The following is a 26,827-nucleotide window of genomic DNA, read 5'->3' as shown; positions in this document are numbered from 1 at the left end:
TCAAGCCACCCCGGCCGCACCCCTGTTCAAAGCGCGGGGCCGCCACGATCTAGGGTCGAGCAGCGAAAAGGTTCCGCATGAACCCGGCCCGGGCGACACGACCTGCCATCCTCGCCACCCTGGCCGCGGCGGCGCTGGTCGCCTTCCTCCCCGCCCCCGCGCTGGCGCAGCCCGTCGCCGCCACCTACACCGTCCACGCGGCCGGGCTCACCGTCATGGAGCTGAACGCCGCGGTGGACATCACCGAGGCCGGCTATTCCGTGGAGTTCCGCACCCGCCTGCGCGGCGTCGCCTCCGCCTTCGGCAGCGGGGAACTCGTGACCCGCGTGGACGGCGTCTGGCAGGGCGATGCCGCCCGCCCGCGCCGCTACACCTCGGAGGGGTCGCTGCGGGGCGAGCCGCGGCGCACTGTGCTGGAATGGCCGGGCGGCCAGCCCGCGATCCGCGTCATGGTGCCGCCCAACGAGGCCGAGCGCCTGCCGGTGCCCGACGCCGAGCAGCGCAACACCATCGACAACCTTTCCGCCATCGCCCAGCTCATCCGCCAGGTCCGCCGCACCGGCCGCTGCGACGGCGGGGTGCGCGTCTATGACGGGCGCCGCCTGTCCTCCATGGCCGCCACCACCCAGGGGCGCGACGCCTTCCCCGCCGCGCGGGACGAATGGTCGGGCGTTGCCCTGAAATGCGCCTTCGAAGGCCGCTTCCTCGCGGGCTACCGGCGCGACGAGGATCTGGAGGTCGCCAGGCGCCCGCAATTCGGCACCGCCTGGCTGGCCGAGCCGGCCCCCGGTCAGCCCGTGGTTCCCGTCCGCGTGGAGGCCGCCAGCCGATGGTTCGGCACCCTCACCGCCCGGCTCGCCAGCGCCGGCCCGCCCGGCCGCCTGCGCCCCGTGGGAAGCCAGGCAAGCAACTGATCCCGGCCGTCAGGCCGGGCAAGCGGTGTGAACACCGCGCGGATGGCGGGTCCGCGGGCACGGATCACCGTCACGGCGGCGGCCACACAGGCCGGCGCAGCGGCCGGTGTGCCATGGCCGCGCGGCCGTTCCCCCGCCAGCCCCTTGCTCCGGCGGCACCGCCTGCGGTTCTCTGCGGCGCGGCGGAGCGACGGATGCCCGCCGGTCTCAGGGCAGCAAGGGAAGCAGCATGCGCTTGACGGGGTCATGCACCAGCGCGGCCGGCCGCGGTCCCGCGCATGCCGCTGAGCGCGTGGGATACCAATGGCGGAAGCGCGCAGCACCCGCCGGTCCGGGCGGCGCGCCGTGACGGATGCGGCCCTCGGCCCCACCCGCAGCCGCCCCCTGGCGGAGGCCGCGCCGGGCGCGCCCGTCCTGACGGTTGTGATCCCCTGCTACAACGAGCGCGCCAACGTGGCGCCCATGGTCGCCCGCCTGGGCGCCACGCTCGAGGGGCTCGAATGGGAAGCCGTCTTCGTGGACGACAACAGCCCCGACGGCACCGCCGCCGCCGTGCGGGAGATCGCCCGCGCGGACCGCCGGGTGCGCTGCATCCGCCGGGTGGGCCGCCGCGGCCTTTCCAGCGCGGTGATCGAGGGCGCGCTGTCCTCCTCCGCCGATTTCGTGGCGGTGATCGACGGTGACCTCCAGCACGACGAAACCCGCCTGCCCCTCATGCTGGCCGCCCTGCGGGAAGGCTACGATCTGGCGGTGGGCAGCCGCCACGTGCCCGGCGGGGACTCCGAAGGGCTCTCCGGCGCCTGGCGCCACAGGCTCTCCAACACTGGCATCCGCGCGGCGCAGGCCATCCTGCCGGTGCCGCTCACCGACCCCATGAGCGGCTTCTTCATGCTGCCCCGCCCCTTGTTCGAGGAGATCGCGCCGCGCCTGACCAGCCAGGGCTTCAAAGTCCTGCTGGACATCGTCCTGTCCTCGCCCCGTCCGCTGCGGGTGAAGGAGGTGCCGATGCGCTTCCAGCCGCGCGTTGCGGGCGAGAGCAAGCTCGACGTCCTCATCCTTCTCCAGTTCGGCGCCCTGCTGCTGGACAAGGCGCTGCACGGCCTCGTTCCGCTCCGCTTCATCTCCTTCGGCCTGGTGGGCCTCCTCGGCGTGGGGGTCCACCTGGCGGCGCTGGCGGCTGCCGGCGCCGCCGGCCTGACCTTCGAGGCGGCGCAGGTGGTGGCGACGCTGGTCGCCATGCTCGCGAATTTCGGCCTCAACAACTCCATCACCTACCGGCAGGACCGGCTGCGGGGCGCCCGCTTCTGGCGCGGCCTGGGCCTGTTCGTGCTGGTCTGCGGCCTGGGCGCCGTCGCCAATGTCGGCGTCGCCAACGTGATCTACACGTCCGGCGGCGGCTGGACGTTCCCGGCCCTGCTGGGCGCGGCCATCGGCATGGTCTGGAACTACGCGATCTCCGCCACGCTGGTCTGGGGCAGGCGCTGAACCCCGGGCCGGGCGGATGCCTCCGGGCGCCCCCGCGTGCCGGATGCGCCCCGCCCGCGGCTCAGCCGGGCGGCTCCATTCCCTTGGCCTGAAGGATCTCCCGTCCCACCGGCCCCGACAGCCGCTCCAGCAATCCCCGCGCCGCCTGGCGCGGCGTTGGGGAAAGCCCGCCGGAATAGGCGGTGTAGAGCTGCACCTCGGCCGGCAGCGGCCCCACCAGCACCGCGCCGCGCACGGGCAGGATCTCGCTGATCTGGTGGATCGCGAGATCGGCCGAGCCGTCCACCAGCCGTTCGGCCACCAGCCCGCCCGGCACCAGCACGCTCCGGCCGCGCACCTCCTCGGCGATGCCCAGGCGCCCCAGCAGCCAGGCCACGTGGTTGCCGCTCGACCCGCCGGAGGCCGGGTCGATATAGGCGATCCGCGGCGCGGCCAGCAGCGCCTCCCGCAGCGCCTCCAGCGTGTCGATCCGCGGCCGCGGCGCGCCCTCCCGCACGGCGATGCCGATCCCCACGCGCCCCAGCGGCACGGCATCCCCGCCGACCTGCCCGGCGCGGGCCAGGGTCTGCATCTGGGCGGGCGGCACGATCAGCAGGTCGAAGCTCTCGCCCGCCACCACCCGCCGCGCGAGCGCCCCCGCCGTGTCGTTGTCCACCACCAGCCGGTGCCCGCTCTCGCGCTCCCAGTCCGGGGCGGCCGCCAGGAGCACCTGCTTGAAGGCGCCGGCGGTCAGCACCCGCACTTCCTCCGCCCGCGCCGGGCCCGCTGCGGCCAGGGCCGATGCCAGCACCATTGTCAGCAGCACCCGAACCCGCCGCGGCATGACGTCCTCCCGCCCGATGCGGGAAGGATCATGCGGCCGCCGCCGCCCGCCAACAACCTCGGCCATGCCCCTCCCGGCGGATGAGCGCCCCCGTCAGAACACCGCCTGGCCCCGCCCCATGGCCGCCAGCAAGCCCGGCAGGTCGGCCGGGCTCGCCGCCACCGGAGCGCCCTCCGCCATGGCGGGGGTTCCGTAGCCCCAGGCCGCGAAAACCGGCGCGATCCCCGCCGCCTTGGCCGCCCGGGTGTCGTTGTGGTGGTCCCCGATCAGCACCGCGCGCGATGCCTCGCCGCCCATGCGCGCCAGAAGCCCCAGCGGATGCCCGGGATGGGGCTTCCTCACGGGAAAGCTGTCGCCCCCGCCCACCGCCTCCAGCAGGGAGGACAGCCCGAGCCCCTCCAGCACGATCCGCGCCGCCCGCTCGGGCTTGTTGGTGCAGACCGCCAGCCGCCAGCCTCCGTCGCGGAGCGCCGCCAGCACCTCCGGGATGCCCGGGAAGGGCCGGGTCTCGTCGGCCGCATGGGCCTCGTAGTCCGTGAGGAACCCCGCCACGATCTCGGGCGAGGCCTCCAGGCTCCGTGCCGCGCAGGCGCGCTGCACCAGCACCTGCACCCCGTCCCCGATCATCGCCCAGACCTCCGCGCGGGTGAATCCGGGGCGGCCCAGCCGCGCCATCATCCGGTCCAGCGCGGAATGAATATCCGGCGCGCTGTCCAGCAGCGTGCCGTCGAGGTCGAAAAGGGCGATGCGTTCCATGCCGCACCGGATGCCACCAACGATTCCGCACCGCAACAGGAGTTGACCGGTCCCGCCCTTGCGGAGCGCCCCCGCACGGGGCTTAACCGGCGCATGACACGGGCTGCCATCCTCCTCGCCGCCGGGCTCGGCACCCGCATGCGCTCCACCCTGCCGAAGGCCATGCACCCCATCGCGGGCCGGCCCATGCTCCGCCACCTGATCGCCGCCTGCGAAGGGGTGTTCGACCGCATCGTGGTGGTCACCGGCCCGGACATGCCCGCGCTGGAGCGCGCCGCCGCGCCCCACGCAACCGTGATCCAGCACGACCGCCTCGGCACCGGCCACGCCGCCCTCCAGGCCGCGCCGCTGCTGGAAGGCCTGGAGGGCGACGTCGCCGTGCTCTACGCCGACAATCCCCTGATCACCGCCGCCACCCTCTCGCGCCTGCTGGAGGCGCGCGAGGCGGCCGACCTCGCCCTCCTGGCGATGCGCCCCGCCGACCCCGCCCGCTACGGCCGCGTGCTGCCGCACGAGGATGGCGGCATCTCGCGCATCGTGGAATGGAAGGACGCGAATGAGAACGAGCGCGCCGTCGGCCTCTGCAATGTCGGCGTGATCTGCGCCCCCGGCGCCCGGCTCTTCGCCTGGCTCCGCGCGCTCACCAACAACAACGCCTCCGGGGAATACTACCTCACCGACACCGTCGCCGCCGCCCGCGCCCAGGGCTTCCGCGCCGTGGCGGTGGAGGCCGCCGAGGCCGAGTGCCGCGGCATCAACTCCCGCATCGAACTCGCCGCCGCCGAGGCCGCCGTGCAGGCCGGCCTGCGCGAGGCGGCCATGGCCGGCGGCGCCACCCTGATCCGCCCGGACAGCGTGACGCTGAGCTTCGACACCCGCCTCGGCCAGGACGTCACGGTCGGCCCCGACGTGGTCTTCGCCCCCGGCGTCACGGTCGAGGACGAGGTCGAGATCCGCGCCTTCTCCCACCTCGAGGGCTGCACCGTGCGGCGCGGGGCAACCGTCGGCCCCTTCGCCCGCCTCCGCCCCGGCACCGAGGTCGGGCCCCGCGCCCATGTCGGCAACTTCGTGGAACTGAAGGCGACGCTGCTGGGCGAGGGCGCCAAGGCGAACCACCTCAGCTACATCGGCGACGCCGCCATCGGCCCCGGCACCAACATCGGCGCCGGCACCATCACCTGCAACTACGACGGCTTCGCCAAGCACCGCACCACGGTGGGGCAGGGGGTCTTCATCGGCTCCAACGCGACGCTGGTCGCCCCCCTCACCCTGGGCGACGGCGCCTTCGTTGCCGCCGGCTCCACCATCACCGCCACCGTGGCGCCCGATGCCATGGCCTTCGGCCGCGCCCGGCAGGAACAAAAAGAAGGCCGCGCCGCGACCTTTCGCTCGGAAAGACGTTCTTCCCCCGCAAAGAAGGAGCAGCCCTGAATGTGCGGCATCGTCGGCGTCGTGGGTCAGGTCGAGGCCGCACCCCGCCTCCTGGAGGCCCTCCGCCGCCTGGAATACCGCGGCTATGACAGCGCCGGCATCGCCACCCTGGTGAACGGCCATGTCGAGCGCCGCCGTGCCGAGGGCAAGCTCGGCAACCTCGCCACCGTGCTGGAGCAGGACCCGCTGCCCGGCACCACCGGCATCGGCCACACCCGCTGGGCCACCCACGGCGCCCCCACCACGCGCAACGCCCATCCCCACGGCACCGCCCGCGTCTCGATCGTCCACAACGGCATCATCGAGAACCACGCGGAGCTTCGCACCGAGCTGGAGGGCGAGGGCGCCGAGTTCGAGACCGAGACGGACACCGAGACCTTCGCCCGCCTGGTGGACCACCACCTCGCCCGGGGCGACAGTCCGGAGATCGCCTTCTCCGGCGCGCTGAAGCGCGTTCACGGCGCCTTCGCGCTCGCTGCCGTCTTCGCCGGGCACCCGCGCAAGCTCCTCGTCGCCCGCCAGGGCGCGCCGCTCGCCATCGGCTACGGGGAGGGCGAGATGTTCGTCGGCTCCGACGCCCTCGCGCTGGCCCCGCTCACCCGCCGCATCGCCTATCTCGACGAGGGCGACTGGGCCGTGGTCGGCGAGGCCGACGCCCAGGTTTTCGACGCCGCCGACAACCCCGTGCAGCGCGCCGTGAAGACGACCGCCTTCTCCGGCGCGGCCATCGGCAAGGGCAACTACCGCCACTTCATGGAGAAGGAGCTGCACGAGCACCCCGCCGTCATCGGCGACACGCTCCGGCAGTACGTGGACCCGGCGTCGCGCGCCGTCGCCCGCCCGGCGCTTCCCTTCGATCCCGCGACGCTGCCCCGCCTCTGGCTTTCGGGCTGCGGCTCCGCCTTTCTCGTCGGGCAGACCGCCCGCTACTGGTTCGAAAGCCTCGCCCGGCTGCCCACCGACTGCGACGTGGCCAGCGAGCTCCGCTACCGCAACCCGCCGCTCACCGAGGGCGGCGCGGCCATGTTCGTCTCCCAGTCCGGCGAGACCGCCGACAACCTCGCCGCGATGAAGCTGCTGCGCGCCGGCGGCCAGTCCCTCGTCTCGATCGTGAACGTGCCCGAGAGCAGCATGGCGCGCGAGAGCGACGCAACGCTGATGACGGTGGCCGGGCCCGAGATCAGCGTCGCCTCCACCAAGGCCTTCACCGCGCAACTCTCGGTCATGGCCTGCCTCGCGATCAACTTCGCCCGCGCCCGCGGCGCCATCGACGCGGCCGAGGAGGCCCGTCTCACTGCCGCCCTGCTGGAGGTGCCCGAGCACGCCGCGAGGATCCTCGACGTCACGGACGAGATCGAGGCGGTGGCCGCCGACATCCTGGACGCGCGTGACGTCCTCTACCTCGCGCGCGGCAGCCTCTTCCCCATCGCGATGGAGGGCGCGCTCAAGCTCAAGGAAATCTCCTACATCCACGCCGAGGGCTATGCCGCCGGCGAGATGAAGCACGGCCCCATCGCGCTGATCGATTCCAAGGTCCCGGTGATCGCCCTCTGCCCGAGCGGTCCCTTGTTCGAGAAGACCGCCTCCAACCTCCAGGAGGCCGCGGCGCGCGGCGGCCGCATCATCGCCTTCACCGACGAGGACGGCGCGGTGGCGCTGCGCCGCTTCGCCTCGCGCGTCGTGGTGCTGCCGAAGGTCGATCCCTTCGTCGCGCCCATCCTGCACACCATCCCCGTGCAGATGCTCGCCTACTACGTGGCGGTGCTGAAGGGCACGGACGTGGACCAGCCGCGCAACCTGGCCAAGGCCGTGACGGTGGAGTAATCCGCACGGCGCCTGTTGCGCGTTGTGCCCGTCTCCCCGCGGGCGTATCGGGACATGGAACGGCCAGGCCGCGCGGAGGTGACTCCCGCGGCCCTGACCAGCCCCGTACGGCCCAGGAGACCGGCCACCCCATGAGCCAGATCGCGCTCGCGCCCGCCGCCGCCCCTCCGTCCCTCCCATCCGCCGCCACACCGGGCGGCGCCGGGGGAAGCGCGGGCGGCACCACCTTCGCCGTGCTGCTTTCGCTGAGCTTCTGCCACCTGCTGAACGACATGATCCAGTCGCTCGTGCCGGCGCTCTACCCCATCCTGAAGGCCAACTACGCCCTCGATTTCGGCCAGATCGGCCTGATCACGCTGGCCTTCCAGTTCACGGCCTCGCTGCTCCAGCCCCTGGTCGGCCTCGTCACGGACCGGCGGCCGATGCCCTACTCGCTGCCGGTCGGCATGGCCTCCACCCTCGTCGGGCTGCTCGTCCTTTCCCAGGCCTCCAGCTATCCCGTCATCCTCATGGCCGCCGCCCTGATCGGCATCGGCTCTTCGGTCTTCCACCCGGAGTCCTCGCGCGTCGCGCGGCTCGCCTCCGGCGGCCGCTTCGGTCTCGCGCAGTCGCTGTTCCAGGTGGGCGGCAATTTCGGCCAGGCGATCGGCCCCCTGCTGGCCGCCTTCGTGGTCGCCCCGCGCGGGCAGGGCAGCATCGCCTGGTTCTCGGCCGCAGCCCTGCTCGGGATGGTCGTGCTGTTCCGCGTCGGCGGCTGGTACGCGCGCAACCGGCACGCGGCCCTGCCGCGCGGGCGCCGCGCGGGGAGCGGATCGGCCGCCGCGCTCCCCCGCAAGCGCGTCACCCTCGCCATCGCCGTGCTGGTGATGCTGCTGTTTTCCAAGAACGTCTACACGGCCAGCCTCAGCTCCTACTACACCTTCTACCTCATCAACCGCTTCGAGCTGTCGGTGCAGTCGGCGCAGGTTCTCCTCTTCGTCTATCTCGGCGCCGTCGTCCTCGGCGGCCTCGCGGGCGGCGCGGTGGGGGACAGGATCGGCCGCCTGCCGGTGATCTGGTTCTCCATCCTCGGCGCGCTGCCCTTCACCCTCGCGCTCCCCTATGTCGGGCTGGTGCCCACGGTGGCGCTGACGATCGTGATCGGCCTGATCATGTCTTCCTCCTTCTCGGCTATCCTGGTCTATGCCCAGGAGCTGCTGCCCGGAAAGGTCGGCTTGGTTGCGGGCCTGTTCTTCGGCCTCTCCTTCGGGCTCGGCGGCCTCGGCGCCGCGGCACTGGGGGAGCTGGCCGACAGCATCGGCATCGACGCGGTGTACCGCCTCTGCTCCTTCCTGCCCTTCCTCGGCCTGCTCACGGCGCTCCTGCCGAACGTGGAGGGGCGCGCGGCGCCGGCCTGGGTCGCGCGCTTCCGCCGGGGGTGAGCCGCTACTCCGCCTGCACGCCCAGCTCCTTCAGGATGCGTCCGTAGCTCGCGAACTCCTCCCTGAGGATCGCGTTGAGCTGCGCCCGCGGGATGAAGGCGCCGGGCGCGCGGGTGGTGGCCAGCACCTGCTTCACCACCGGCGTCTCCAGGCTCGCGCGGCAGGCCTCCTCCAGCCGGTCCAGCACCGGGGCCGGCGTGCCGCGCGGCGCGTAGATGCCGACCTGGCTCAGCTGCAGCGCGTCGATCCCCTGCTCCCGCGCCGTCGGCACGTCCGGGAAGTCCGGGTGGCGGCGGTTCGAGAACACCGTCACCAGCCGCATCCGCCCGGCCTGCACCATTTCCGCCGCGGACGACACCACCGCGGCCGAGAAATCGAGCCGCCCGGCCAGCGTGTCGTTCAGATGCGCCGCCTCGCCGCGATAGGGGATGTGGTTGAACTCCACCCCCGCCGCCTTCTGCACGCGCCACACGCCGAGCTGCGGCAGGGAGTTCGGCCCCGGGCTGCCGAAGCTCATGGGCCGGCGCCGCGCCTCCGCCACCAGCTCCGGCAGGGTGCGGATCGGGCTCTCCGCCCGCACGACCACGCCGAGGATGTTCTCGTTCGTCCCGCACACCGCCTCGAAGTTCTCGGGGTTGGTGCCGGCGGTGCGCACCATGTGCGGCTGCACCACGATCGCCGTCATCGGCGTGTGGCCCAGCGTGTAGCCGTCCGGCGCGCTGGTCGCGACGGTGCGCATCCCCACGACGCCCGAGCCGCCGTCGCGCGTGATCAGCACCAGCGGCTGGCCCAGGCTGCGCTGGAAGTATTCGCCCATCGCCCGGATCAGCACGTCCGCCGTGCCCGGCGAGTAGGGCATGATCATGGTGACCGGCTTGTCCGGATACTCCGCCCGCGCGGGCAGCACGGCACACAGCGCGAGGGCCGCGCCCATCAGCATGCGACGCATCGCGCTCAATCCTCCAGAATGGCCACGGCCCGGGTCCATCCCGCCGAGGCCCGGTGAATCTTCACGGGAAAGCAGGCGACGGTGAATCCATCCGCCGGCAGGCTCTCGAGGTTGGAGAGCTTCTCCATGTGGCAGTAGCCGATCTCGCGCCCGGCCCGGTGCCCTTCCCAGATGAGGGAAGCGTCGCCCGTTTCCTGCACCCGCCGCCGCGTGTGGCTGAAGGGCGCGTCCCAGGACCAGGCATCGGTGCCCACCACCCGCACGCCGCGCTCCAGCAGCCACATGGTCGCGGCCTTTCCCATGCCGCAGCCCGTGTCGATGTAGTCGTCCTCGCCGTAGCGGCTGGCCGCGCGGGTGTTCACCACCACGATCTCGAAGGGCCGGATCGCGTGCCCGATGCGCGCGAGCTCCGCCTCCACCTCCCCCGGCTGCACCACGTGCCCATCCGGCCGGTCGCGGAAGTCGAGCTTCACGCCGGGGTTGAAGCACCATTCCAGCGGCACCTCGTCGATCCGCATGGAAGGCCGTCCGCCCGGCACCAGCGCCTCGTCCATGCGCGAGAAGTAGTGGTAGGGCGCGTCGAGGTGCGTGCCGTTGTGGGTGGAGATGTTCACCTGCTCCACCGCCGCGTACTCGCCCTCGGGCAGCGCATCGACCGGCACGCCCATGTACTCGGCCATGCCTTGCGCCGTCACGTGGTGGTCCCGGTAGTCGATCTGCGGCCGCATGTGCGGCGGGTCGCTCGCGATCCCCGCCTTCAGCGTGGACGAGATGTCGATGATTCGGCGTGCCATGTCGTTTCCTCTTCCGCCAGCCTGCCCGCTTCTCAGTCCACGGGCCAGTCGGGCGCGGGCAGGATCGTGCCCCGGCACTCGCCGAAGCCGATGGGAACCGCGCCCGGCGCATGCGCCCGCCCGCGGAAGATCACCTCGTCCCCGTCCAGCAGGAAGCGCCGCGTTTCGCCGCCCGGAAGCTGGATGGGGCCGGACAGGATGATCTCCGCCATGCAGGCCCGGCTCTCATCCGTCGGGCCCGAGCAGGTGCCGCTGCCCAGCAGGTCGCCCGGCAGCAGGTTGCAGCCGTTGCTCGCGTGGTGCGCCACCATCTGCGCGGGCGTCCAGGCCATGAAGGCGAAGTCGGTCGCCGTCAGCCGCGCGGGCGCCAGGCCGGCCGCGCGCATCGCGGGCGTCAGCAGGAACACCTCCAGCGCCACCGACATCCCGCCCCGCTCCCGGTTCCCCGGAGAGTCGAGATGCGGCAGGGCAGGGGGCACGCCTTCCGCCCGTCGGGCCGCCGGCACCATGAAGGGAATCATCGCCTCCGCCGTCACCACCCAGGGCGAGACGGTGGTGCAGAGGCTCTTCGCCAGGAAGGGCCCGAGCGGCGGCATCTCCCAGCGCTGGATGTCGCGCGCCGACCAGTCGTTCAGCAGCCCGAAGCCGAACAGCCGCTCCGGCGCGCGCGACATCGGCACCGGCGAGCCCAGCGCATTCTCCCCGGCGATCCAGACCGCCATCTCCAGCTCGTAGTCCAGCGCCTCGGTCGGGCCGAAATGCACGCCTTCCCGGCGCCGCCACTGGCCGTTCGGCCGCACCACGCCCTGGCCGCTCGGTCGCACGGAACTCGCGCGGGAATGATAGGCCACCGGCAGGCTGTCGAAGGCCGGCGGCAGCGGAGCCTCCGGGTCCTTCAGCGCGCCGAGCCGCATGGAATGGTCGCGCGAAACCATGAAGTCCGTGAAGTTCGCGACCGAGCAGGGCAGGTGCATCCGCGCCCGCTCCATCGGCAGGAGGATCGCGTCCCCCCGCGCCGCGGCCGCGCTCCCCTCCGCCAGCAGCGCCGACACCGCGTGCCGCAACGCGCGGGAAGCCGGGCGCCCCATCGCCATCAGCCGGTTCAGCGTCGGCTCCGCCGCCGCCTCGGCCGCCTCCCCCTCGATCAGCCCGGCATCGAGCGCCGCCCGGAGGTCCAGCACCTGGTCGCCGATCGCGACCCCGCCCCTCGGCGCGCCGCCGTCCGCGGAGAAGACCCCGAACGGCAGGTTCTGGATCGGAAAATCGGAATCCGGCGCATTGGCCGAGGTGACCCAGGCCCGGCGTTGCGGGTCGTGGGTGAAATCTTGAACGTCCATGCCCCGACCATGCCGCCCTTGCGCGCCGGTGCCTAGAGGAAATATAAATTCGGGCGTTGATCGATATTTCAGCCTCTTCCGAGCCCACTCTGGCCGAGGCCGCCACGCGCCGCCTGCGCCAGGACATCGTCGGCGGCGGCCTGCCCCCCGCCAGCCGCCTCCGCCTGCGCGACCTTTCGGCCCGCTACGGGCTCGGGGCCACGCCCCTGCGCGAGGCCCTGGCCCGCCTCGCGGCCGAGGGCTTCGTGACGCTGGAAGGCCAGAAGGGCTTCTCCGTTCCCCCCGTCACCCGCGCCCACCTGCTCGACGTTACCCGCTCCCGGCAGGTGGTTGAGCCCGAGGCACTGCGCATGGCCATGGAGGCGGGGGGCGGCTCCTGGGAGGACGAGATCGTCGCCAGCCTTTCCCTGCTCCACCGGGAGATCACCCGCGCCGACCCCGGCAGCGAGCACTGGGTGGACGCCTACGAGGCCCGCCACCACCGCTTCCACCGCGCCCTGATTGCCGCCTGCCCGCTGCCCTCCCTCCTGCGCTTCTGCGACGACCTTTATCTCCAGAAGACCCGCTACCGCCGCCTGATCGAGGTTGCCCAGCAGGACTGGTCGCACATCCTTTCCGCGCATCAGGGCCTCTCCGAGGCCGTGCTCGCCCGCAGCGCCGAGGCCCCGGCCCAGCTCGCCGCCCATATCGGCGCCACCGCCGAGGCCGTGCTGGCCTTCCTGGGCGAGGCCCCGTCCTCCGGCTGAGGCCCCCGGATTGCCCGGGGCCGGTCCGCGCCCCATCTTTCCCGCCGACCCCCCGGCCTTGCGGTCCCAACTTGCGGTCCCACGAAGAGGAGCCCCTCATGCTCGACACCGCCGCCAAGCTCGTCCTGAAGGACCCCGACCTTTTCCGCCAGGCCAACCGCGTCGGCGATGCCTGGGTGCAGGCCGCCTCCGGCCAGACCATCACCGTGAAGAACCCCGCCACGGGCGAGGCCATCGGCACCGTCCCCTCCCTCTCGCGCGAGGAGGTCCGCGGCGCCATCGCCGCCGCCAAGGCCGCCCAGCCCGCCTGGCGCGCGCTGCTGGCCAAGGAGCGCGCGGCCATCCTGCGCCGCCTGTTCAACCTGATGATGGAGAACGTGGACGACCTCGCGGCCATTATGACGGCCGAGCAGGGCAAGCCGCTGACGGAAAGCAAGGGCGAGATCGCCTACGCCGCCTCCTTCATCGAGTGGTTCGCCGAGGAAGGGAAGCGCGTCTACGGCGACACCATCCCCACCTTCAAGCAGGGCAGCCGCATCCTCGTGATGAAGGAGCCGATCGGCGTCTTCGCGGCGATCACGCCCTGGAACTTCCCGGCGGCCATGATCACCCGCAAGGCCGGCCCCGGCTGGGCCGCGGGCTGCACCGGCGTCATCCGCCCGGCCTCCCAGACCCCCTTCTCGGCGCTGGCCATCGCCGTCCTGGCGGAGCGCGCGGGCATGCCGGCCGGCGTCTGCAACGTCGTCACCGGCTCCGCGCGCGAGCAGGGCGAGGAGCTTTCCACCAACCCCGACATCGCCAAGCTTTCCTTCACCGGCAGCACCGAGGTCGGCCGCACGCTGCTCGCGCAATGCGCCGGCACCATCAAGAAGACCTCCATGGAACTCGGCGGCAACGCCGCCTTCCTGGTCTTCGACGACGCCGACCTCGACGCCGCCGTCACCGGCGCGATGGCGTCCAAGTTCCGCAACACCGGCCAGACCTGCGTCTGCGCCAACCGCATCTTCGTGCAGGAGGGCGTCTACGACGCCTTCGCCGCGAAGCTGAAGGCCGCCGTGGAAGGCCTCAAGGTCGGCAACGGCATGGAGGGCGGCGTCACCCAGGGCCCGCTCATCAACGCCGACGCCGTGGCCAAGGTGGAGGAGCACATCGCCGACGCCACCGCGAACGGCGCCAAGGTCCTCACCGGCGGCCACCGCCACGCCCTCGGGGGCAACTTCTTCGAGCCCACCATCCTCACGGACGTGCCGGTCACCGCGAAGGTGCTCAAGGAGGAAACCTTCGGCCCCATGGCCCCCCTCATTCGCTTCACCGACGAGGCCGAGGGCATCCGCATGGCCAACAACACCGAGTTCGGCTTGGCCGCCTATTTCTACGCCCGCGACGTCGGCCGCATCTTCCGCGTGGCCGAGGCGCTGGAGAGCGGCATCATCGGCATCAACGAGGGCATCATCTCCACCGAGGTCGCCCCCTTCGGCGGCGTGAAGGAGAGCGGTCTGGGCCGCGAGGGCAGCAAGTACGGCATCGAGGACTACCTGGAGATCAAGTACTGCCTGCTGGGCGGCCTCGGCGCCTGATCCCGCCCCGGGCCGGGCGGCTCCGCCCCCGGCCCGGACGCCACGCCGAGGGAGCCATGCGCCCCGGTCGGGCAACGGAACCCTTGCGCCGCCCGCGTCCCGGCCCGACTTTCCCCCCATGAGCGCGCCCCACACCCCCACCCACGGCCACGACTTCGACCTCTTCGTCATCGGCGGCGGCAGCGCCGGGGTCCGCACCGCCCGCGTCGCCGCCAACCACGGCGCGAAGGTCGGCATCGCCGAGGCGCGATTCTGGGGCGGCACCTGCGTGAACGTCGGCTGCGTTCCCAAGAAGCTGATGGTGCAGGCCGCGGAATACGGCGCCTGGGCCGAGGACGGCGCCGCCTTCGGCTGGAGCTTCGGCGAGGCGAAGCACGACTGGCCCACCCTCGTCCGCGCCCGCGACATGGAGGTGGCCCGCCTGTCCGGCATCTACCGCCGCCTGCTGGAAGGGGTCGGCGCCGAGGTCTTCGAGTGCCACGCCCGCCTCACCGGCCCGCACGAGATCCAGGTCGGCGCCCGCACCGTCACCGCCGAGCGCATCGTCGTCGCGACGGGCGGCCATCCCGTCCGCCCGGACATCCCCGGCGCCGAGCACGCCTTCATCTCCGACGACCTCTTCACCCTGCAGGAGCGCCCCCGGCGCGTTCTGATGGTCGGCGGCGGCTATATCGGCCTCGAATTCGCCTCCCTCCTCCACGGGCTGGGCTCGGAGGTCACGCTCGCCTACCGCCAGCCCCTCCCGCTCCGCGGCTTCGACGAGGATATCCGCCAGGCCGCCGCCGAGGCGCTGGCCGCCGATGGCATCACCATCCTGGCGGGCGAGTCGCCGGCCGAGATCACCCACGACGGCGAAACGCGCGTGGTCCGCATGGCCAGCGGAAAGGTGGTGGAGGCCGATGCGGTCTTCATGGCGCTCGGCCGCGTGGCCAACACCAGGGACCTCGGCCTCGAGGCCGCCGGCGTCACCAGCCTCAGCGGCCCGGTGGTCCTGACGGACGAGAACCACGCCACCAACATCCCCCACATCTACGCCATCGGCGACGTGGACGACCGCGTGAACCTCACGCCCATGGCGACCGCCGTGGGCCACGCGCTCGCCGATACCCTCTTCGGCAGCCGTCCCCGCCGCGCCTCCTACGAGAACGTGCCCAAGGCCGTCTTCATCTCGCCGCCGATCGGCAGCGTCGGCCTGTCCGAGGAGGAGGCCGCCGCCCGCGGCCCCGTCGAGATCTACACCTCCCGCTTCACGCCGATGCGCCACAGCATCACCCGGCGCGAGGGCCGCCGCGCCCTGATGAAGCTGGTGGTCGATGCCGGGACGAACGTGCTGCTGGGCGCCCACATGATCGGCGAGGACAGCCCGGAGATCATGCAGGGCATGGCGGTGGCCGTGGTGAACGGCCTGACCAAGGCGCAGCTCGACAGCACCATCGGCATCCACCCCACCGCCGCCGAGGAATTCGTGACCATGCGCGTGGCCACCCGCCATGTCGGCAAGGCCGCGAAGGCCGCCTGAGCAGGGCGGGGAGCCACGCCCCCCGCCCATCCTCAACCCCGCCCGAAGCCGTAGAGGGCGGCGGGGTTGTCCACCAGCACCCGCTTCCGCGCGGCCTCGTCCGGCACCCATTCCGTCAGCAGGTCGAACAGCGCGGCGTCGTCCGGCTTCTCCGCGGGCTCGGTCACGTGCGGCCAGTCGCTCGCCCAGACGCAGCGCTCCGGCGCACCCGTGGCATAGCCGCGCGCGACCGGCACCGTGTCCGACCAGCGCCCGGCCGCGCCCACCTTGGTGTCCATGTAGGCGCCCGAAAGCTTCACCCAGGCACGGCCCCGGTCCATCAGCCGCCGCACGGCGATGTAGCCCGGATGCTCCACCCCCTTTTCCATCGGCACCCGCCCGAGGTGGTCGAACACCACCGGCGAGGGGAGCCGCGCGAAGACCGCCTCGTTCTCGGCGATCTGGTCGGCCAGCATGTGCACCTGCACGTGCCAGCCCATGGGCGCGACGCGCACCGAGAGCGGCTCCAGCATGTCGAGGGTCGTCACCCCCGCCTGCACCAGGTTGAAGCGGATGCCCCGCACCCCCGCCTCGTGCATCGCCCTGAGGTCCGCCTCCGCCACGGAGGTGTCCACCACCGCCACCATCCGCGCCCGCTCCGGCCCCAGCTCCCGCATCGCCTGCAGGTGCAGCCGGTTGTCCGTGCCATAGGTCGAGGGCGTCACCAGCACCGATCGCTGCGTCCCCAGCCGCCGCGCCAGCGCCCGGTAATCATCGGGCGAGGCATCGGCCGGGCGGAGCTGCGTGCGCGGATCGGCCGGGAAGCGCGAGTCGTAGACATGGTGGTGGCAGTCCGTCGCCATCGGCGGCGCGGGCATGCGCGGCGCCTCCGTGCCGGCGGAGAACTTCACCGCCCCCGGCTGCCCCCGCACCATCGCGCCGCCCGCCTCGCCCCCCGCCTGGCCGCCGGTCTGGCCCCCGGTCTGGGCCAGCGCCGACGCCAGTCCGGCCGCCATCATCGCTCCCGCGCCGCCCATCAGGGCCGCGCGCCGGGACATTCCGTCCATCGCATCATCCTCCCGCCACGCAGCATCCGCGATCGGCGCCGCGCTGGCCCGCGAAAGGTGAAGCGCGGCGCGGCATCCGTCGAGCGCCATGCGCCAGGCCGGGTCCCGGCCGCCCTCAGCGCCAGCCCGCCCCCAGCACCAGACCCCCGAGCGCCAGCAGCAGCGCCGGCGGCATCACCACCAGCCCCAGCCGCAGGAAGGCCCAGGTGCCGAAGTCGAGGCCCTCCCGCCGGATCGCGACCAGCCACAGGATCGTCGCCAGCGACCCCGTGACGGAAAGGTTTGGTCCCAGGTCCACCCCGATGAGGATCGCCCCGGCCACCAGGGGGTGCGCCCCCGCGGCCTCCACCACCGCCCCGGCCAGCAGCCCCGCCGGCAGGTTGTTCACCAGGTTCGTCGCCACCGCGACCGCCGCCCCGGCCGCCAGGGCCGTTCCGCCGGGCTCGCCGGCCCCCGCGCGCAGCAGCCCCGCCAGCGCCTCCACCGCGCCCGTGCTCCCCAGCCCTTCCACCAGCACGAAAAGCCCTGCGACCAGCGGCAGCACCCCCCAGGACACGCCCGACAGCACCCCCCATGGCGCCTGCCGCGTCACCGCCAGCACCAGCGCCGCCGTCGCCACCCCGGACAGGAAGGTGGGCGCCCCCAGGTCGTGCCCCCCTGCCGAGGCCAGCAGCAGCACCGCGGCTGTCGCGATGATCCCGAGCCCCGCCACCAGCCCGCCCCGGGGCAGGCGCACCGCCGGCACCTCGGCCGCGATCGGCTCCGCCAGCACGCGCCGTTGCGTCAGCCACAAGGCCCCGAAGGTCGCCCCCACCGCCAGCAGCGAAGGGAGGGCGAAGCGCAGCAGCCATTCCCCCAGCACCGGCAGCCCCTGCCCGAACACCACGAGGTTCGCCGGATTGGAGATCGGCAGCACGAAGGAGGCCGCGTTGGCCACGAAGGCGCAGGCCAGCAGGTGCGGCATCGGCGCCGCCCGCGCCGCCCGCGCCGCCGCGAACACGGCCGGCGTCAGCACCACCGCCGTCGCGTCGTTGCTGAGGAACACCGTGCCGATCACCCCCACGCCATAGACCAGCGCCAGGAGCCGCCCGGCGGAGCCCCGCGCCGCCCGCACCGCGAAGCCCGCCAGCCAGTCGAACAGCCCTTCCCGCCGGGCCACGTCCGCCAGCAGCATCATCCCGATCAGGAACAGATAAACATCGGCACCCCGCATCACGCCCGCCAGCACCCGCTCCCAGGGCAGCAGCCCCGGAAGACCGAGTGCCAGCGCGCCGGAGACGGCCCAGACCCATTCCGGCCAGCGGAAAGGTCGCAGGATCACCCCGGCCGTCGCGAGCCCCGCGACCAGCCACACCGACGCGCCCGTTGTCACCGGCTAGTCCGCGGGTGCCGCCGCCGCGCCGCCCGTGGCGGATGGGGCAGCCCCGGAAAGATGGTCGCGCGTCTCAGGCATGAGGAAGAGGTATCCCAGGAAGCCCGCCGCCGCGATCCCGCCCAGCACCAGGAAGGCCGCCGAATACCCGGCCCCGACGATCACCGCCCCCGCCAGGCTCGCGCTCAGCGCCGCCCCCAGGCCCTGCGCCGTCGCGACGGCGCCCTGCGCCACGTTGAACCGCCCCGTCCCGCGCGTCAGGTCCGCCACCACGACGGGGAAAAGCGCCCCGAACACGCCCGCGCCCACGCCATCCAGCAACTGCACCCCCAGCAGCCACCAGGGGTTGTCGGAAAAGGTGTAGAGCAAGCCGCGCAGCGCCAGCACGCCGAAGGCGGCCAGGAACAGCGGCTTGCGCCCCCAGACATCCGCCTTCGCGCCCACCAGCATGGCGACCGGCACCATCACGCACTGCGCCGCCACGATGCAGCCCGCGACCAGCGAGGTCGCGTGGTCCTTGCCCACCACCCTGGTCAGCAACTGCCCGACCGAGGGCAGCATCGCCGCATTGGCCAGGTGGAAGGCCGCCATGAGCGCCGCGAAGACCAGCAGCGGCCGGTTCCCCGCCAGCGCGCGCCAGCCCGAGGGCTGTTCCTCCGCGCCGCCGCCGGGCGCCGCTCCCCGCGCCGTCTCGTCGTCGATCGCGGAGGCCGGCACCATCAGCATCGCCCCGATGCTCAGCACCGCCAGCCCCGCCATGATCCAGAACACCACCACCGGCCCGAAGAACATGGCCGTTCCCGCCGCCAGGGCCGCCGAGGCCGCGTTTCCCCCGTGGTTGAACGCCTCGTTCCGCCCGATCCGCCGGGCAAAGGCGCGCGGCCCCACCACACCCAGCGTGATCGCCGCCAGCGCCGGGGGGAACACCGCCCCCGCCATCCCCGCCAGGGACTGCGTGGCCGCCACCGCGTAGAAGCCGGAGATGAAGGGCAGCAGCAGGCAGCTCGCCGTCACCATCAGCGCCGCCGCGATCACCACCGCCCGCTTGTGCCGCGTGCGGTCGATCAGCGCCCCCGCCGGGGTCTGCGCCAGCAGCCCGGCCAGCCCCGCGATCGTCATCACCAGCCCGATCGTCGCCTCGTTCCATCCCTGGTCCGGCCCGCGCACGGCCAGGAGGTAGATCGCGAGATAGGGCCCGAGCCCGTCCCGCACGTCCGCCAGGGTGAAGTTCAGCCCGTCCAGGCCCCTCGCCACGCGCACAGGAAGGCTTGCCCGGCGGGAAACCGGCGGGGCGGGGGAGGGGGGCATGGACGCGCATCCGAAGAAGCCGCTCCCGCAACGCATCCTGCCGGCGCGGGTTTGCGCCCGCCGGCGGGCGGCCCGAGCATCAACTCACCGCAACTCCGGGCCATCCCGGCAATTTCGCCCTCGCCCCGGACAATGGAGAACGTGCCGCATGGCCGACACCGCCGCCGCCGAACGACGCATCCTGACAGAGCCCGAATACGCGGTGGTCGCCGAGACGCACCACCCCGCCCTGGGCACCAGGAGCCGCGAGGAACTGCGCGCCCTGGCCGAACAGCTTTCCGCCATGGACGCCAAGGTCCGGGAGATCACCCGCCAGCGGGCGCGGGAGAAGCGCGGCAAGGCCGTGGCGCCCGCCGGGGGACCCGCCCCGGAGGAGGCCGGCGCCGCCCGCAGGAAGCAGGTCATCGCCGCCGCCATCAAGCGCCTGAACCGCCAGATCGCGCGGATGGGCTGAGATGACGCCGCCCCCCCGCCGCGCGGCCTCGGTGTTGCGGAACTTCCTCGACAACTCGGCATCGGGGGGGCTGGTCCTGATGGCCTCGGCGGTGCTTGCCCTGGTGGTCGCCAACTCTCCGCTCGGGCCCACCTATTTCGCCGCCCTCAAGGCCTATCTCGGGCCGCTCAGCCTTCTCCACTGGATCAACGACGGCCTGATGGCCGTGTTCTTCCTGCTCGTCGGCCTGGAGATCAAGCGCGAGGTCCTGGACGGCCAGCTCTCCACCTGGTCGCGGCGTATCCTCCCCGGCGTCGCCGCCGCCGGCGGCATGGCCGTCCCGGCCCTGATCTTCGCCGCCTTCAACTGGTCCGATCCGAACACGCTGCGCGGATGGGCCATCCCGGCCGCCACCGACATCGCGTTCGCCCTCGGCGTCCTCGCGCTGCTGGGCTCGCGCGTGCCGACCTCGCTCAAGGTCTTCCTGACCGCGCTGGCCATCATCGACGACCTCGGCGCCGTCCTCATCATCGCCGTCTTCTACACCGGCAACCTCTCGGTACCGGACCTCGCCCTCGCCGCCACCACCACCGCGGCCCTCGTCGCGCTCAACCGCGCGGGCGTGCTCCGCCTGCTGCCCTACATGCTGCTCGGCGCGGTGCTCTGGCTCTTCGTGCTTCGCTCGGGGGTGCACGCCACCATCGCCGGCGTCGTCCTCGCCTTCACCATCCCGCTGCGCGCCGCACCGGCCGCGCCGGACGACCGCAAAGCCTCCCCCCTCCACCGGCTGGAGCACGCGCTGCACAGTCCCGTGGCCTTCGGGATCATCCCGGTCTTCGGCCTCGCCAATGCCGGCGTCTCCTTCGCCGGCATCACCTCCGAACTCCTGTTCGACCACCTCACCCTCGGCGTCGCCCTCGGCCTGCTCCTCGGCAAGCTCGTCGGCGTCTTCGGCAGCGCGGCGCTGGTCATCCGCCTGCGTCTGGCCGACGTGCCCATGGGCGCCACGAAAACCCAGCTCCTCGGCGTCTCCCTCCTCTGCGGCATCGGCTTCACCATGAGCCTCTTCATCGGAATGCTCGCCTTCGCCAACGATCCCATCCTTCAGGACGAGGTGAAGATCGGCATCCTCGGCGGCTCGGTCATCGCGGGGCTGGCGGGCTGGGCGGTGCTGCGCGTGGCCCCGCGGGAAATCCCGGCGCCGGGGGCGGGGAGGAGGGCCAGGGCCGGCGCCTGACCCGGCCGCGGTCCCGGCGGCCGCGTGCCCCCTGGGGAACGCGTCCCTGGGGCCCATCCCGCGCGGGGCGCCGGAAGCGCTAACACTTGCCCCTCCGGCACCCCCCACTATGCTGCCCGCCCCGCCCCCCACTCCGGGCGCCGCCACACACCGGAAACGTCAGCCCGATGACCACCTCCTCCTGGCACCCCGCCTCCTGGCGCGACATGCCCATCCGCCAGGTCCCGGAATACCCGGACGCCGCGCGCCTGCGCGCCATGGAGGAGAAGCTCGCCCGCTTTCCCCCCCTGGTCTTCGCAGGCGAGGCCGACCGGCTGACGAAGCTGCTGGCCGAGGCCGGGGAGGGGCGCGCCTTCGTCCTCCAGGGCGGCGACTGCGCCGAATCCTTCGGCGACTTCCACGCCAACATCATCCGGGACACCTTCCGCGTCCTGCTCCAGATGGCCGTGGTCCTCACCTTCGGCGGCGGCCTGCCCGTGGTGAAGCTCGGTCGCATGGCCGGCCAGTTCGCCAAGCCCCGCTCCAGCGACACCGAGAGCCAGGGTGGGGCGACGCTTCCCTCCTACCGCGGCGACATCATCAACGGCCCGGAATTCACCGCCGAGGCCCGCATGCCGGACCCCAGCCGGATGGAGTTCGCCTATCTCCAGTCCGCCGCCACCCTGAACCTGCTCCGCGCCTTCGCGACGGGCGGCTTCGCCGACCTGCACGAGGTCCATCGCTGGAACCTCGGCTTTGTCGCCCGCTCGCCGCTCGCCGAGCGCTACGCCGACATCGCCCAGCGCATCGACGAGACGCTCCGCTTCATGGCCGCCTGCGGCATGAACAGCATCACCGCGCCGCAGATCCGCGAAACCGAGTTCTACACCTCCCACGAGGCCCTGCTGCTTCCCTTCGAGGAGGCGATGACGCGCGAGCCCTCCACCCATGCCGGCCGCCACTACGCCTGCTCCGCCCATTTCCTCTGGATCGGCGACCGCACCCGCCAGCCGGACGGCGCGCATGTGGAGTTCCTCTCGGGGGTGGCGAACCCCATCGGCCTGAAGGTCGGCCCGACGACGGAGGTGGACGACCTCCTTCGCCTCTGCGCCCGCCTGAACCCGGACAACACCCCCGGCCGACTCACCCTCATCGCCCGCATGGGCGCGGCCAAGATCGAGGCCAAGCTTCCGGCCCTGATCCGCGCCGTCCAGAAGGAAGGCGCCAAGGTCACCTGGCTGACCGACCCCATGCACGGCAACACGCATTCCGCCGGCGCCTACAAGACCCGCTCCTTCGACGCGATCCTGCAGGAGGTCCGCGCCTTCTTCGACATCCACCACGCCGAGGGCACCAACCCCGGCGGCGTGCACGTGGAGATGACCGGCCGCGACGTCACCGAATGCCTCGGCGGCGCCCATCGCCTGACGGAGGCCGACCTTTCCGCCAACTACGCCACCTTCTGCGACCCGCGCCTGAACGCCGAGCAGTCCCTCGAACTCGCCTTCCTCGTCGCCGAGGAACTCAAGTCCCGCCGCGCCACCGACCTTCGCCTTCAGGCGGCGCAGTAAAGGGACCGGCACGATGGACCTCCCCACCACGCCCGCGCTCGAGGCCGACATCGCCGCCCGCACGGATGTCTACTTCAAGCGCACCAGGGCCATCGTGCAGCGCTTCGGCGACGCCCGCGTCACCTACGCCATCTTCCTCCGCCGCCCCGTGGTCTCCGCGCCCCGCCTCATGCTCGACTGGCTCACCACCGTCGCCGCGGAGCGCGGCACCGCCATCGAGGTGGAGCTGATGCACAAGGAGGGCACCTGGGTCGGCGCGGGCGACCCCATCCTCTACGTCACCGGCTCCTTCGCCCATCTGACGGACCTCGAAACCCTTCTCCTGCAGAAGCTCGGCGCCGCCTGCGTCGCGGCCCACAACGCCTACCAGATGTGCCTCGAACTCCCCCACGTCGCCTTCCTGGCCATGGAGGCCCGCCACTGCGCGGGCGCCGAGATGCAGGAACTCATGGCCTATGCCGCCAGCGTCGGCAGCGAGGCCGCGAAGGGGGAGGGCGCGCGCGGCTTCATCGGCAACGCCAACGACGCCACCTCGCACTACTACGGCGCCAACCGGGGCGGCGGCACCATGCCCCACGCCCTCATCGGCTATGCCGGCTCCACCCTTCGCGCCGCCGAGATGTTCCACGAGACATTTCCGGACGAGAACCTCACCGTCCTCACCGATTATTTCGGACAGGAGGTGACGGACGGCCTCGCCGTCTGCCGGCGCTTCCCGGAACTGGCCGAGGCCGGCCGCATGGCCGTGCGCCTGGACACCCATGGCGGCCGCTTCCTGGAAGGCCTCGACCCCGCCTCCTCCTATGCCGTGATCGAGCGCCACACCCCCGGCGCCATCCGCCGCTACCGCAGCGAGAGCGAGCTGCGCGACCTCGTCGGCACGGGCGTCTCCGCCGCCGCCATCTGGCGCATGCGCGATGCCCTGGACGAGGCCGGCTTCCCGCGCGTCCGCATCGTCGCCTCCTCCGGCTTCGGCGTCTCCAAGTGCCGCGTCATGGCCGAGGCGCGCGCCCCGATCGACGTCATCGGCACCGGCAGCTTCATCCCGAACTCCTGGGGCGAGACCTACGCCACCGCCGACATCGTCTCCTATGACGGGGTGCCGCGCGTGAAGGTCGGGCGCGAGTTCCTGCTGCGCGCGAAGCGCTAGCCGCCGGTCACGTGCCGCCGCGAATCAGGCAGGAGCGCGTGTGGAAGCGCCGCTCCCGCCCGTTGTCGAGCGAGAACATGCCGCCCCGGCCGGGCACCACGTCGATCACCAGCCCCGTGTGCCGCCAAACCTCGAACTGCGCCGCGCCGATATAGAAGGGCGCGCCCCCGATCTCGCCCAGCAGCACGTCCTGGTCGCCCACGATGAAGTCGCCCTTGGGGTAGCACATGGGCGAGGACCCGTCGCAGCAGCCGCCGGACTGGTGGAACAGCACCGGCCCGTGCTCGGCCTGGATCTCCGCCAGCAGCGCCAGCGCCTCCGGCGTGGCGCTCACGCGGTTCAGGGATTCGGACATGGCGGGCCTTCCTGAAGGAAAGGCGCGGGCCAGAAGGCCCGCGCCAGCGGTTCAGAAGAAGCCGAGCTTCTTCGGGCTGTAGCTGACCAGCATGTTCTTGGTTTGCTGGTAGTGGTCCAGCATCGCCTTGTGGTTCTCCCGCCCGATGCCCGACTGCTTGTAGCCGCCAAACGCCGCGTGCGCGGGATAGGCGTGGTAGCAGTTCGTCCAGACCCGCCCGGCCTGGATGCCGCGCCCGAAGCGGTAGGCGCGGTTCACGTCGCGCGTCCAGACCCCGGCGCCGAGGCCGTAGAGCGTGTCGTTGGCGATGGAAAGCGCCTCCTCATCGTCCCTGAAGGTGGTGACGGACACCACCGGCCCGAAGATCTCCTCCTGGAACACCCGCATCCGGTTGTCGCCGCGGAACACCGTCGGTTGCATGTAGAAGCCGCCCGCAAGCTCGCCCGGCATGTCGGCGCGCGCGCCGCCCGTCAGGATCTCCGCACCCTCCTGCTTGCCGATATCGACATAGCTGAGGATCTTCTCCAGCTGCTCGCTCGAGGCCTGGGCGCCGATCATGGTGGCGGGCTCGCGCGGGTCGCCCTGCGTGATGGCCTTCACCCGCTGGAGCGCCCGCTCCATGAAGCGGTCGTACAGGCTCTCGTGGATCAGCGCGCGGGAGGGACAGGTGCAGACCTCGCCCTGGTTGAGGGCGAACATGGTGAAGCCCTCCAGCGCCTTGTCGAAGAAGTCGTCGTCCTCGGCCGCCACGTCCGCGAAGAAGATGTTGGGCGACTTGCCGCCCAGCTCCAGCGTCACCGGGATCAGGTTCTGGCTCGCATACTGCATGATCAGCCGGCCCGTCGTCGTCTCGCCGGTGAAGGCGATCTTGCTGATGCGCGGGCTGGACGCCAGCGGCTTGCCCGCCTCGAGCCCGAAGCCGTTGACGATGTTCAGCACGCCCGGCGGCAGCAGGTCCGCGATCAGCTCCGCCCAGACCAGGATGGAGGCCGGCGTCTGCTCGGCGGGCTTGAGCACCACGCAATTCCCGGCGGCCAGCGCCGGCGCCAGCTTCCAGCAGGCCATCAGCAGCGGGAAGTTCCAGGGAATGATCTGCCCGACCACGCCCAGCGGTTCCTGGAAGTGATAGGCGATGGTGTCGTGGTCGATCTCGCTCAGCGCGCCTTCCTGCGCGCGGATGCAGCCCGCGAAATAGCGGAAGTGGTCGATCGCCAGCGGCAGGTCGGCGGCGGTGGTCTCGCGGATCGGCTTGCCGTTGTCGAGCGTCTCGGCCAGCGCGAGCCGGTCGAGGTTGTCCTCCATCCGCTGCGCGATGGCGTTGAGCACCCGCGAACGCTCGGTGGTGCTGGTACGGCCCCAGCTTTCGCGGGCGGCATGGGCCGCATCCAGCGCCCGCTCCACGTCCACCGCGTCCGAGCGCGCGACGTCGCACAGCACGCGGCCATTGACGGGAGAGGCGTTGCTGAAGCTGCGCCCGCTCGCCGCCTCCATCCACTGCCCGCCGATGAAGTTGCCGTAGCGGCTCTTGAAGGGGGATTCGCCCTGGCGGGCCACGTCGATCTTGGTCATGGACTTCCTCCGTGCGTCCCTGGTGGATCGCATCGGGGCCAGGATGGGACGCGTTCCCCGGCCCTGTCACCGCGCTCGCGCGCCCGTCGCGCGCGCCGTGTCGCAGAACTGCGACACAAGCCCGCCCGGCCGCGCCCTCAGCCGCCGCCGCGCAGCCCGAGCCGGCGCAGCTTGCGGTGCAGGGTCGCCCGGCTGATGCCCAGCGCCTCCGCGGCGGCGGAAACATTGCCCCCGGCCCGCGCCAGCGCACGTTGAAGGGCGCCGCGCTCGGCCTGCGCCAGGGCGGGCGGGGCGGCCTCGGCCTCCCCCGCGCCCAGCACGTCGGCGGCGGGAAGGGGGCGGCGCAGCCGGGCGGCGGTGATGCCCAGCGCCTGGCGGGCGGAACGGCTGGCGCCCACCACCAGGTCGTCGGCATCGATCGCCAGCAGCGCGCCCGCGGTGCGGTCGTCGGCCAGCACGATCCGCGCGCGCGGAAAGGCCTGCCGGAAGCAGCGCTCCTCGATCCGGCGCGCGGCCTCGGCCACGCTGGCCGCGATCAGCGCGGTCATCCCCTCCGTCAGGTCGCGCCGGGCCGAGGACACGTCCAGCGCCGCGGCCAGTCGCCCCTCGTGGTCGTAAACGGGCGCGGTGGTGCAGCTCAGCAGGGCGTTCCGGGCCTGGAAGTGCTGGTCCCGGTGGACCGTCAGCGGCCGCCCCTCGGCCAGGCAGGTGCCGATGGCATTGGTACCCTCGCGCGCCTCGCTCCAGACGGCACCGGTCCAGAGGCCCCAGTCGCGGAACTGCCGGTCCTCGCCCCCGGCGCCGCGCCGCTCCACCAGCACGCCGCGCTCGTCGGTCAGCACCACGCAGCAGCCGATGCCGCCCACCGCCTGGAACAGCCGGTCCATCACGGGCTGGGCAAGCTCGACCAGCGGCCCCATGGCGTCCCGCACCTGCCGCAGCTCGGCGCTGGCAAGGGCCTGCCGGGCGGCGCGCGCCTCCGGGTCCAGGCCATGAAGAAGCGCCGACCGGCGCCATGAGGCGGCGATGGCGGAATGCACCGCGGAACCGTCCTGCAGGGCGGCCCGGATGCGCTCGGCATGCGGTCGGGCGCTGGCTCCCGGCATCGCTCCTTCCCCGTTCTCTTGTTCTTCTTGCGCAAGGCATAGCAGGCAGCCCTCCGCGGTGGAAACATCTTCGCGGGGGCCATGAGGGCGCGCGATGCGCCTCTGGGAACGCGCCGCATCAGCCT

23 protein-coding genes are annotated in these 26,827 nt (G+C 72.5%); 12 read left to right on the top strand and 11 right to left on the bottom strand.

The window, feature by feature from the left end; all coding sequences use genetic code 11:
* Positions 1-77: 77 nt before the first annotated feature.
* Together ACFFIC_RS04010 and ACFFIC_RS04005 are read left to right on the top strand one after the other, a co-directional pair.
* A complete protein-coding gene (locus ACFFIC_RS04010) occupies positions 78-914 on the top strand; it encodes a DUF3108 domain-containing protein (protein ID WP_377048793.1) in 837 nt (278 codons plus the stop codon).
* Positions 915-1,217: 303 nt separating this feature from the next.
* Positions 1,218-2,399: a glycosyltransferase family 2 protein gene (locus ACFFIC_RS04005; RefSeq protein WP_377048791.1), complete on the top strand. Its 1,182-nt coding sequence runs from the start codon at positions 1,218-1,220 to the stop codon at positions 2,397-2,399.
* Positions 2,400-2,460: 61 nt separating this feature from the next.
* Here ACFFIC_RS04005 and ACFFIC_RS04000 read toward each other — a convergent pair whose 3' ends face one another.
* Both ACFFIC_RS04000 and gph read right to left on the bottom strand, forming a co-directional pair.
* On the bottom strand, positions 2,461-3,288 hold the full coding sequence (locus tag ACFFIC_RS04000) for a substrate-binding domain-containing protein (RefSeq protein ID WP_377048790.1): 828 nt from the start codon (positions 3,286-3,288) through the stop codon (positions 2,461-2,463).
* Between the two features lie 27 nt (positions 3,289-3,315).
* Positions 3,316-3,978 (bottom strand): phosphoglycolate phosphatase, encoded by a 663-nt coding sequence (gph, locus tag ACFFIC_RS03995; RefSeq protein ID WP_377048789.1) that lies wholly within the window; start codon positions 3,976-3,978, stop codon positions 3,316-3,318.
* 93 nt (positions 3,979-4,071) lie between these two features.
* Between gph and glmU the strand changes: the two genes are divergently transcribed.
* From glmU to ACFFIC_RS03980, 3 genes are all read left to right on the top strand, one after another.
* Positions 4,072-5,409, top strand: coding sequence for a bifunctional UDP-N-acetylglucosamine diphosphorylase/glucosamine-1-phosphate N-acetyltransferase GlmU (glmU, locus tag ACFFIC_RS03990; protein WP_377048788.1), 1,338 nt, complete (start codon positions 4,072-4,074; stop codon positions 5,407-5,409).
* Positions 5,410-7,233 (top strand): glutamine--fructose-6-phosphate transaminase (isomerizing), encoded by a 1,824-nt coding sequence (gene glmS, locus ACFFIC_RS03985; RefSeq protein WP_377048786.1) that lies wholly within the window; start codon positions 5,410-5,412, stop codon positions 7,231-7,233.
* 131 nt (positions 7,234-7,364) lie between these two features.
* On the top strand, positions 7,365-8,654 hold the full coding sequence (locus ACFFIC_RS03980) for an MFS transporter (RefSeq protein ID WP_377048784.1): 1,290 nt from the start codon (positions 7,365-7,367) through the stop codon (positions 8,652-8,654).
* 4 nt (positions 8,655-8,658) lie between these two features.
* Here ACFFIC_RS03980 and ACFFIC_RS03975 read toward each other — a convergent pair whose 3' ends face one another.
* From ACFFIC_RS03975 to fahA, 3 genes are read right to left on the bottom strand one after another with little or no spacing between them, the layout of a single operon-like run.
* Complete coding sequence (locus ACFFIC_RS03975; RefSeq protein ID WP_377048782.1) at positions 8,659-9,603, bottom strand: Bug family tripartite tricarboxylate transporter substrate binding protein; 945 nt, start codon at positions 9,601-9,603, stop codon at positions 8,659-8,661.
* A 5-nt stretch (positions 9,604-9,608) separates the two neighbouring features.
* Positions 9,609-10,397, bottom strand: a complete 789-nt coding sequence (locus tag ACFFIC_RS03970; protein WP_377048781.1) for a cyclase family protein — start codon at positions 10,395-10,397, stop codon at positions 9,609-9,611.
* 32 nt (positions 10,398-10,429) lie between these two features.
* Positions 10,430-11,734: a fumarylacetoacetase gene (gene fahA / locus ACFFIC_RS03965; protein ID WP_377048779.1), complete on the bottom strand. Its 1,305-nt coding sequence runs from the start codon at positions 11,732-11,734 to the stop codon at positions 10,430-10,432.
* Positions 11,735-11,790: 56 nt separating this feature from the next.
* Here fahA and ACFFIC_RS03960 point away from each other — a divergent pair, with 56 nt between their 5' ends.
* The 3 genes from ACFFIC_RS03960 to gorA all read left to right on the top strand — a co-directional run bounded on the left by ACFFIC_RS03960 (position 11,791) and on the right by gorA (position 15,576).
* On the top strand, positions 11,791-12,480 hold the full coding sequence (locus ACFFIC_RS03960) for a GntR family transcriptional regulator (RefSeq protein ID WP_377048778.1): 690 nt from the start codon (positions 11,791-11,793) through the stop codon (positions 12,478-12,480).
* Positions 12,481-12,578: 98 nt separating this feature from the next.
* The gene (locus ACFFIC_RS03955; protein WP_377048777.1) at positions 12,579-14,057 is read left to right on the top strand and encodes an NAD-dependent succinate-semialdehyde dehydrogenase; all 1,479 of its coding nucleotides are present in this window, start codon (positions 12,579-12,581) and stop codon (positions 14,055-14,057) included.
* 118 nt (positions 14,058-14,175) lie between these two features.
* On the top strand, positions 14,176-15,576 hold the full coding sequence (gene gorA, locus ACFFIC_RS03950) for a glutathione-disulfide reductase (RefSeq protein WP_377048775.1): 1,401 nt from the start codon (positions 14,176-14,178) through the stop codon (positions 15,574-15,576).
* A 32-nt stretch (positions 15,577-15,608) separates the two neighbouring features.
* Here gorA and ACFFIC_RS03945 read toward each other — a convergent pair whose 3' ends face one another.
* The 3 genes from ACFFIC_RS03945 to ACFFIC_RS03935 all read right to left on the bottom strand — a co-directional run bounded on the left by ACFFIC_RS03945 (position 15,609) and on the right by ACFFIC_RS03935 (position 19,302).
* Positions 15,609-16,622 (bottom strand): amidohydrolase family protein, encoded by a 1,014-nt coding sequence (locus ACFFIC_RS03945; protein WP_377048774.1) that lies wholly within the window; start codon positions 16,620-16,622, stop codon positions 15,609-15,611.
* Between the two features lie 115 nt (positions 16,623-16,737).
* Positions 16,738-17,994 (bottom strand): SLC13 family permease, encoded by a 1,257-nt coding sequence (locus tag ACFFIC_RS03940; protein WP_377048773.1) that lies wholly within the window; start codon positions 17,992-17,994, stop codon positions 16,738-16,740.
* A gap of 3 nt (positions 17,995-17,997) precedes the next feature.
* Positions 17,998-19,302 carry an MFS transporter gene (locus ACFFIC_RS03935; RefSeq protein WP_377048772.1) on the bottom strand — a complete coding sequence of 435 codons (1,305 nt, stop codon included), beginning with the start codon at positions 19,300-19,302 and terminating at the stop codon, positions 17,998-18,000.
* A 148-nt stretch (positions 19,303-19,450) separates the two neighbouring features.
* Here ACFFIC_RS03935 and ACFFIC_RS03930 point away from each other — a divergent pair, with 148 nt between their 5' ends.
* From ACFFIC_RS03930 to ACFFIC_RS03915, 4 genes are all read left to right on the top strand, one after another.
* The gene (locus ACFFIC_RS03930; protein WP_377048771.1) at positions 19,451-19,756 is read left to right on the top strand and encodes a hypothetical protein; all 306 of its coding nucleotides are present in this window, start codon (positions 19,451-19,453) and stop codon (positions 19,754-19,756) included.
* A 1-nt stretch (position 19,757) separates the two neighbouring features.
* Positions 19,758-20,972 (top strand): Na+/H+ antiporter NhaA, encoded by a 1,215-nt coding sequence (nhaA, locus tag ACFFIC_RS03925; protein WP_377048770.1) that lies wholly within the window; start codon positions 19,758-19,760, stop codon positions 20,970-20,972.
* Between the two features lie 167 nt (positions 20,973-21,139).
* Positions 21,140-22,522, top strand: a complete 1,383-nt coding sequence (locus ACFFIC_RS03920; RefSeq protein ID WP_377048769.1) for a class II 3-deoxy-7-phosphoheptulonate synthase — start codon at positions 21,140-21,142, stop codon at positions 22,520-22,522.
* Positions 22,523-22,535: 13 nt separating this feature from the next.
* Positions 22,536-23,672 carry a beta/alpha barrel domain-containing protein gene (locus tag ACFFIC_RS03915; RefSeq protein ID WP_377048768.1) on the top strand — a complete coding sequence of 379 codons (1,137 nt, stop codon included), beginning with the start codon at positions 22,536-22,538 and terminating at the stop codon, positions 23,670-23,672.
* A 7-nt stretch (positions 23,673-23,679) separates the two neighbouring features.
* Here the strand turns inward: ACFFIC_RS03915 and ACFFIC_RS03910 are convergent, their stop codons facing one another.
* The 3 genes from ACFFIC_RS03910 to ACFFIC_RS03900 all read right to left on the bottom strand — a co-directional run bounded on the left by ACFFIC_RS03910 (position 23,680) and on the right by ACFFIC_RS03900 (position 26,702).
* Positions 23,680-24,027 (bottom strand): DUF779 domain-containing protein, encoded by a 348-nt coding sequence (locus tag ACFFIC_RS03910; protein ID WP_377048767.1) that lies wholly within the window; start codon positions 24,025-24,027, stop codon positions 23,680-23,682.
* A gap of 51 nt (positions 24,028-24,078) precedes the next feature.
* Positions 24,079-25,596 carry an aldehyde dehydrogenase gene (gene adh, locus ACFFIC_RS03905; RefSeq protein ID WP_377048766.1) on the bottom strand — a complete coding sequence of 506 codons (1,518 nt, stop codon included), beginning with the start codon at positions 25,594-25,596 and terminating at the stop codon, positions 24,079-24,081.
* Between the two features lie 137 nt (positions 25,597-25,733).
* Positions 25,734-26,702, bottom strand: coding sequence for a GAF domain-containing protein (locus ACFFIC_RS03900; protein WP_377048765.1), 969 nt, complete (start codon positions 26,700-26,702; stop codon positions 25,734-25,736).
* Between the last annotated feature and the right edge of the window lie 125 nt (positions 26,703-26,827).

Origin of the sequence: Muricoccus vinaceus (genome assembly GCF_042433125.1) — a bacterium.
In the GTDB taxonomy this organism is placed as follows: Bacteria; Pseudomonadota; Alphaproteobacteria; order Acetobacterales; family Acetobacteraceae; genus Roseomonas; species Roseomonas vinacea.
This window is presented reverse-complemented; position numbering and strand designations above follow the sequence as displayed.

Bases quoted from the DNA above. Each gene is read 5' to 3' on its own strand.
- ACFFIC_RS04010 (WP_377048793.1), top strand. From the start codon at position 78: ATGAACCCGGCCCGGGCGACACGACCTGCCATCCTCGCCACCCTGGCC.
- ACFFIC_RS04005 (WP_377048791.1), top strand. From the start codon at position 1,218: ATGGCGGAAGCGCGCAGCACCCGCCGGTCCGGGCGGCGCGCCGTGACG.
- ACFFIC_RS04000 (WP_377048790.1), bottom strand. From the start codon at position 3,288: ATGGCCGAGGTTGTTGGCGGGCGGCGGCGGCCGCATGATCCTTCCCGC.
- gph (WP_377048789.1), bottom strand. From the start codon at position 3,978: ATGGAACGCATCGCCCTTTTCGACCTCGACGGCACGCTGCTGGACAGC.
- glmU (WP_377048788.1), top strand. From the start codon at position 4,072: ATGACACGGGCTGCCATCCTCCTCGCCGCCGGGCTCGGCACCCGCATG.
- glmS (WP_377048786.1), top strand. From the start codon at position 5,410: ATGTGCGGCATCGTCGGCGTCGTGGGTCAGGTCGAGGCCGCACCCCGC.
- ACFFIC_RS03980 (WP_377048784.1), top strand. From the start codon at position 7,365: ATGAGCCAGATCGCGCTCGCGCCCGCCGCCGCCCCTCCGTCCCTCCCA.
- ACFFIC_RS03975 (WP_377048782.1), bottom strand. From the start codon at position 9,603: ATGCGTCGCATGCTGATGGGCGCGGCCCTCGCGCTGTGTGCCGTGCTG.
- ACFFIC_RS03970 (WP_377048781.1), bottom strand. From the start codon at position 10,397: ATGGCACGCCGAATCATCGACATCTCGTCCACGCTGAAGGCGGGGATC.
- fahA (WP_377048779.1), bottom strand. From the start codon at position 11,734: ATGGACGTTCAAGATTTCACCCACGACCCGCAACGCCGGGCCTGGGTC.
- ACFFIC_RS03955 (WP_377048777.1), top strand. From the start codon at position 12,579: ATGCTCGACACCGCCGCCAAGCTCGTCCTGAAGGACCCCGACCTTTTC.
- gorA (WP_377048775.1), top strand. From the start codon at position 14,176: ATGAGCGCGCCCCACACCCCCACCCACGGCCACGACTTCGACCTCTTC.
- ACFFIC_RS03945 (WP_377048774.1), bottom strand. From the start codon at position 16,622: ATGGACGGAATGTCCCGGCGCGCGGCCCTGATGGGCGGCGCGGGAGCG.
- ACFFIC_RS03935 (WP_377048772.1), bottom strand. From the start codon at position 19,302: ATGCCCCCCTCCCCCGCCCCGCCGGTTTCCCGCCGGGCAAGCCTTCCT.
- ACFFIC_RS03930 (WP_377048771.1), top strand. From the start codon at position 19,451: ATGGCCGACACCGCCGCCGCCGAACGACGCATCCTGACAGAGCCCGAA.
- nhaA (WP_377048770.1), top strand. From the start codon at position 19,758: ATGACGCCGCCCCCCCGCCGCGCGGCCTCGGTGTTGCGGAACTTCCTC.
- ACFFIC_RS03920 (WP_377048769.1), top strand. From the start codon at position 21,140: ATGACCACCTCCTCCTGGCACCCCGCCTCCTGGCGCGACATGCCCATC.
- ACFFIC_RS03915 (WP_377048768.1), top strand. From the start codon at position 22,536: ATGGACCTCCCCACCACGCCCGCGCTCGAGGCCGACATCGCCGCCCGC.
- ACFFIC_RS03910 (WP_377048767.1), bottom strand. From the start codon at position 24,027: ATGTCCGAATCCCTGAACCGCGTGAGCGCCACGCCGGAGGCGCTGGCG.
- adh (WP_377048766.1), bottom strand. From the start codon at position 25,596: ATGACCAAGATCGACGTGGCCCGCCAGGGCGAATCCCCCTTCAAGAGC.
- ACFFIC_RS03900 (WP_377048765.1), bottom strand. From the start codon at position 26,702: ATGCCGGGAGCCAGCGCCCGACCGCATGCCGAGCGCATCCGGGCCGCC.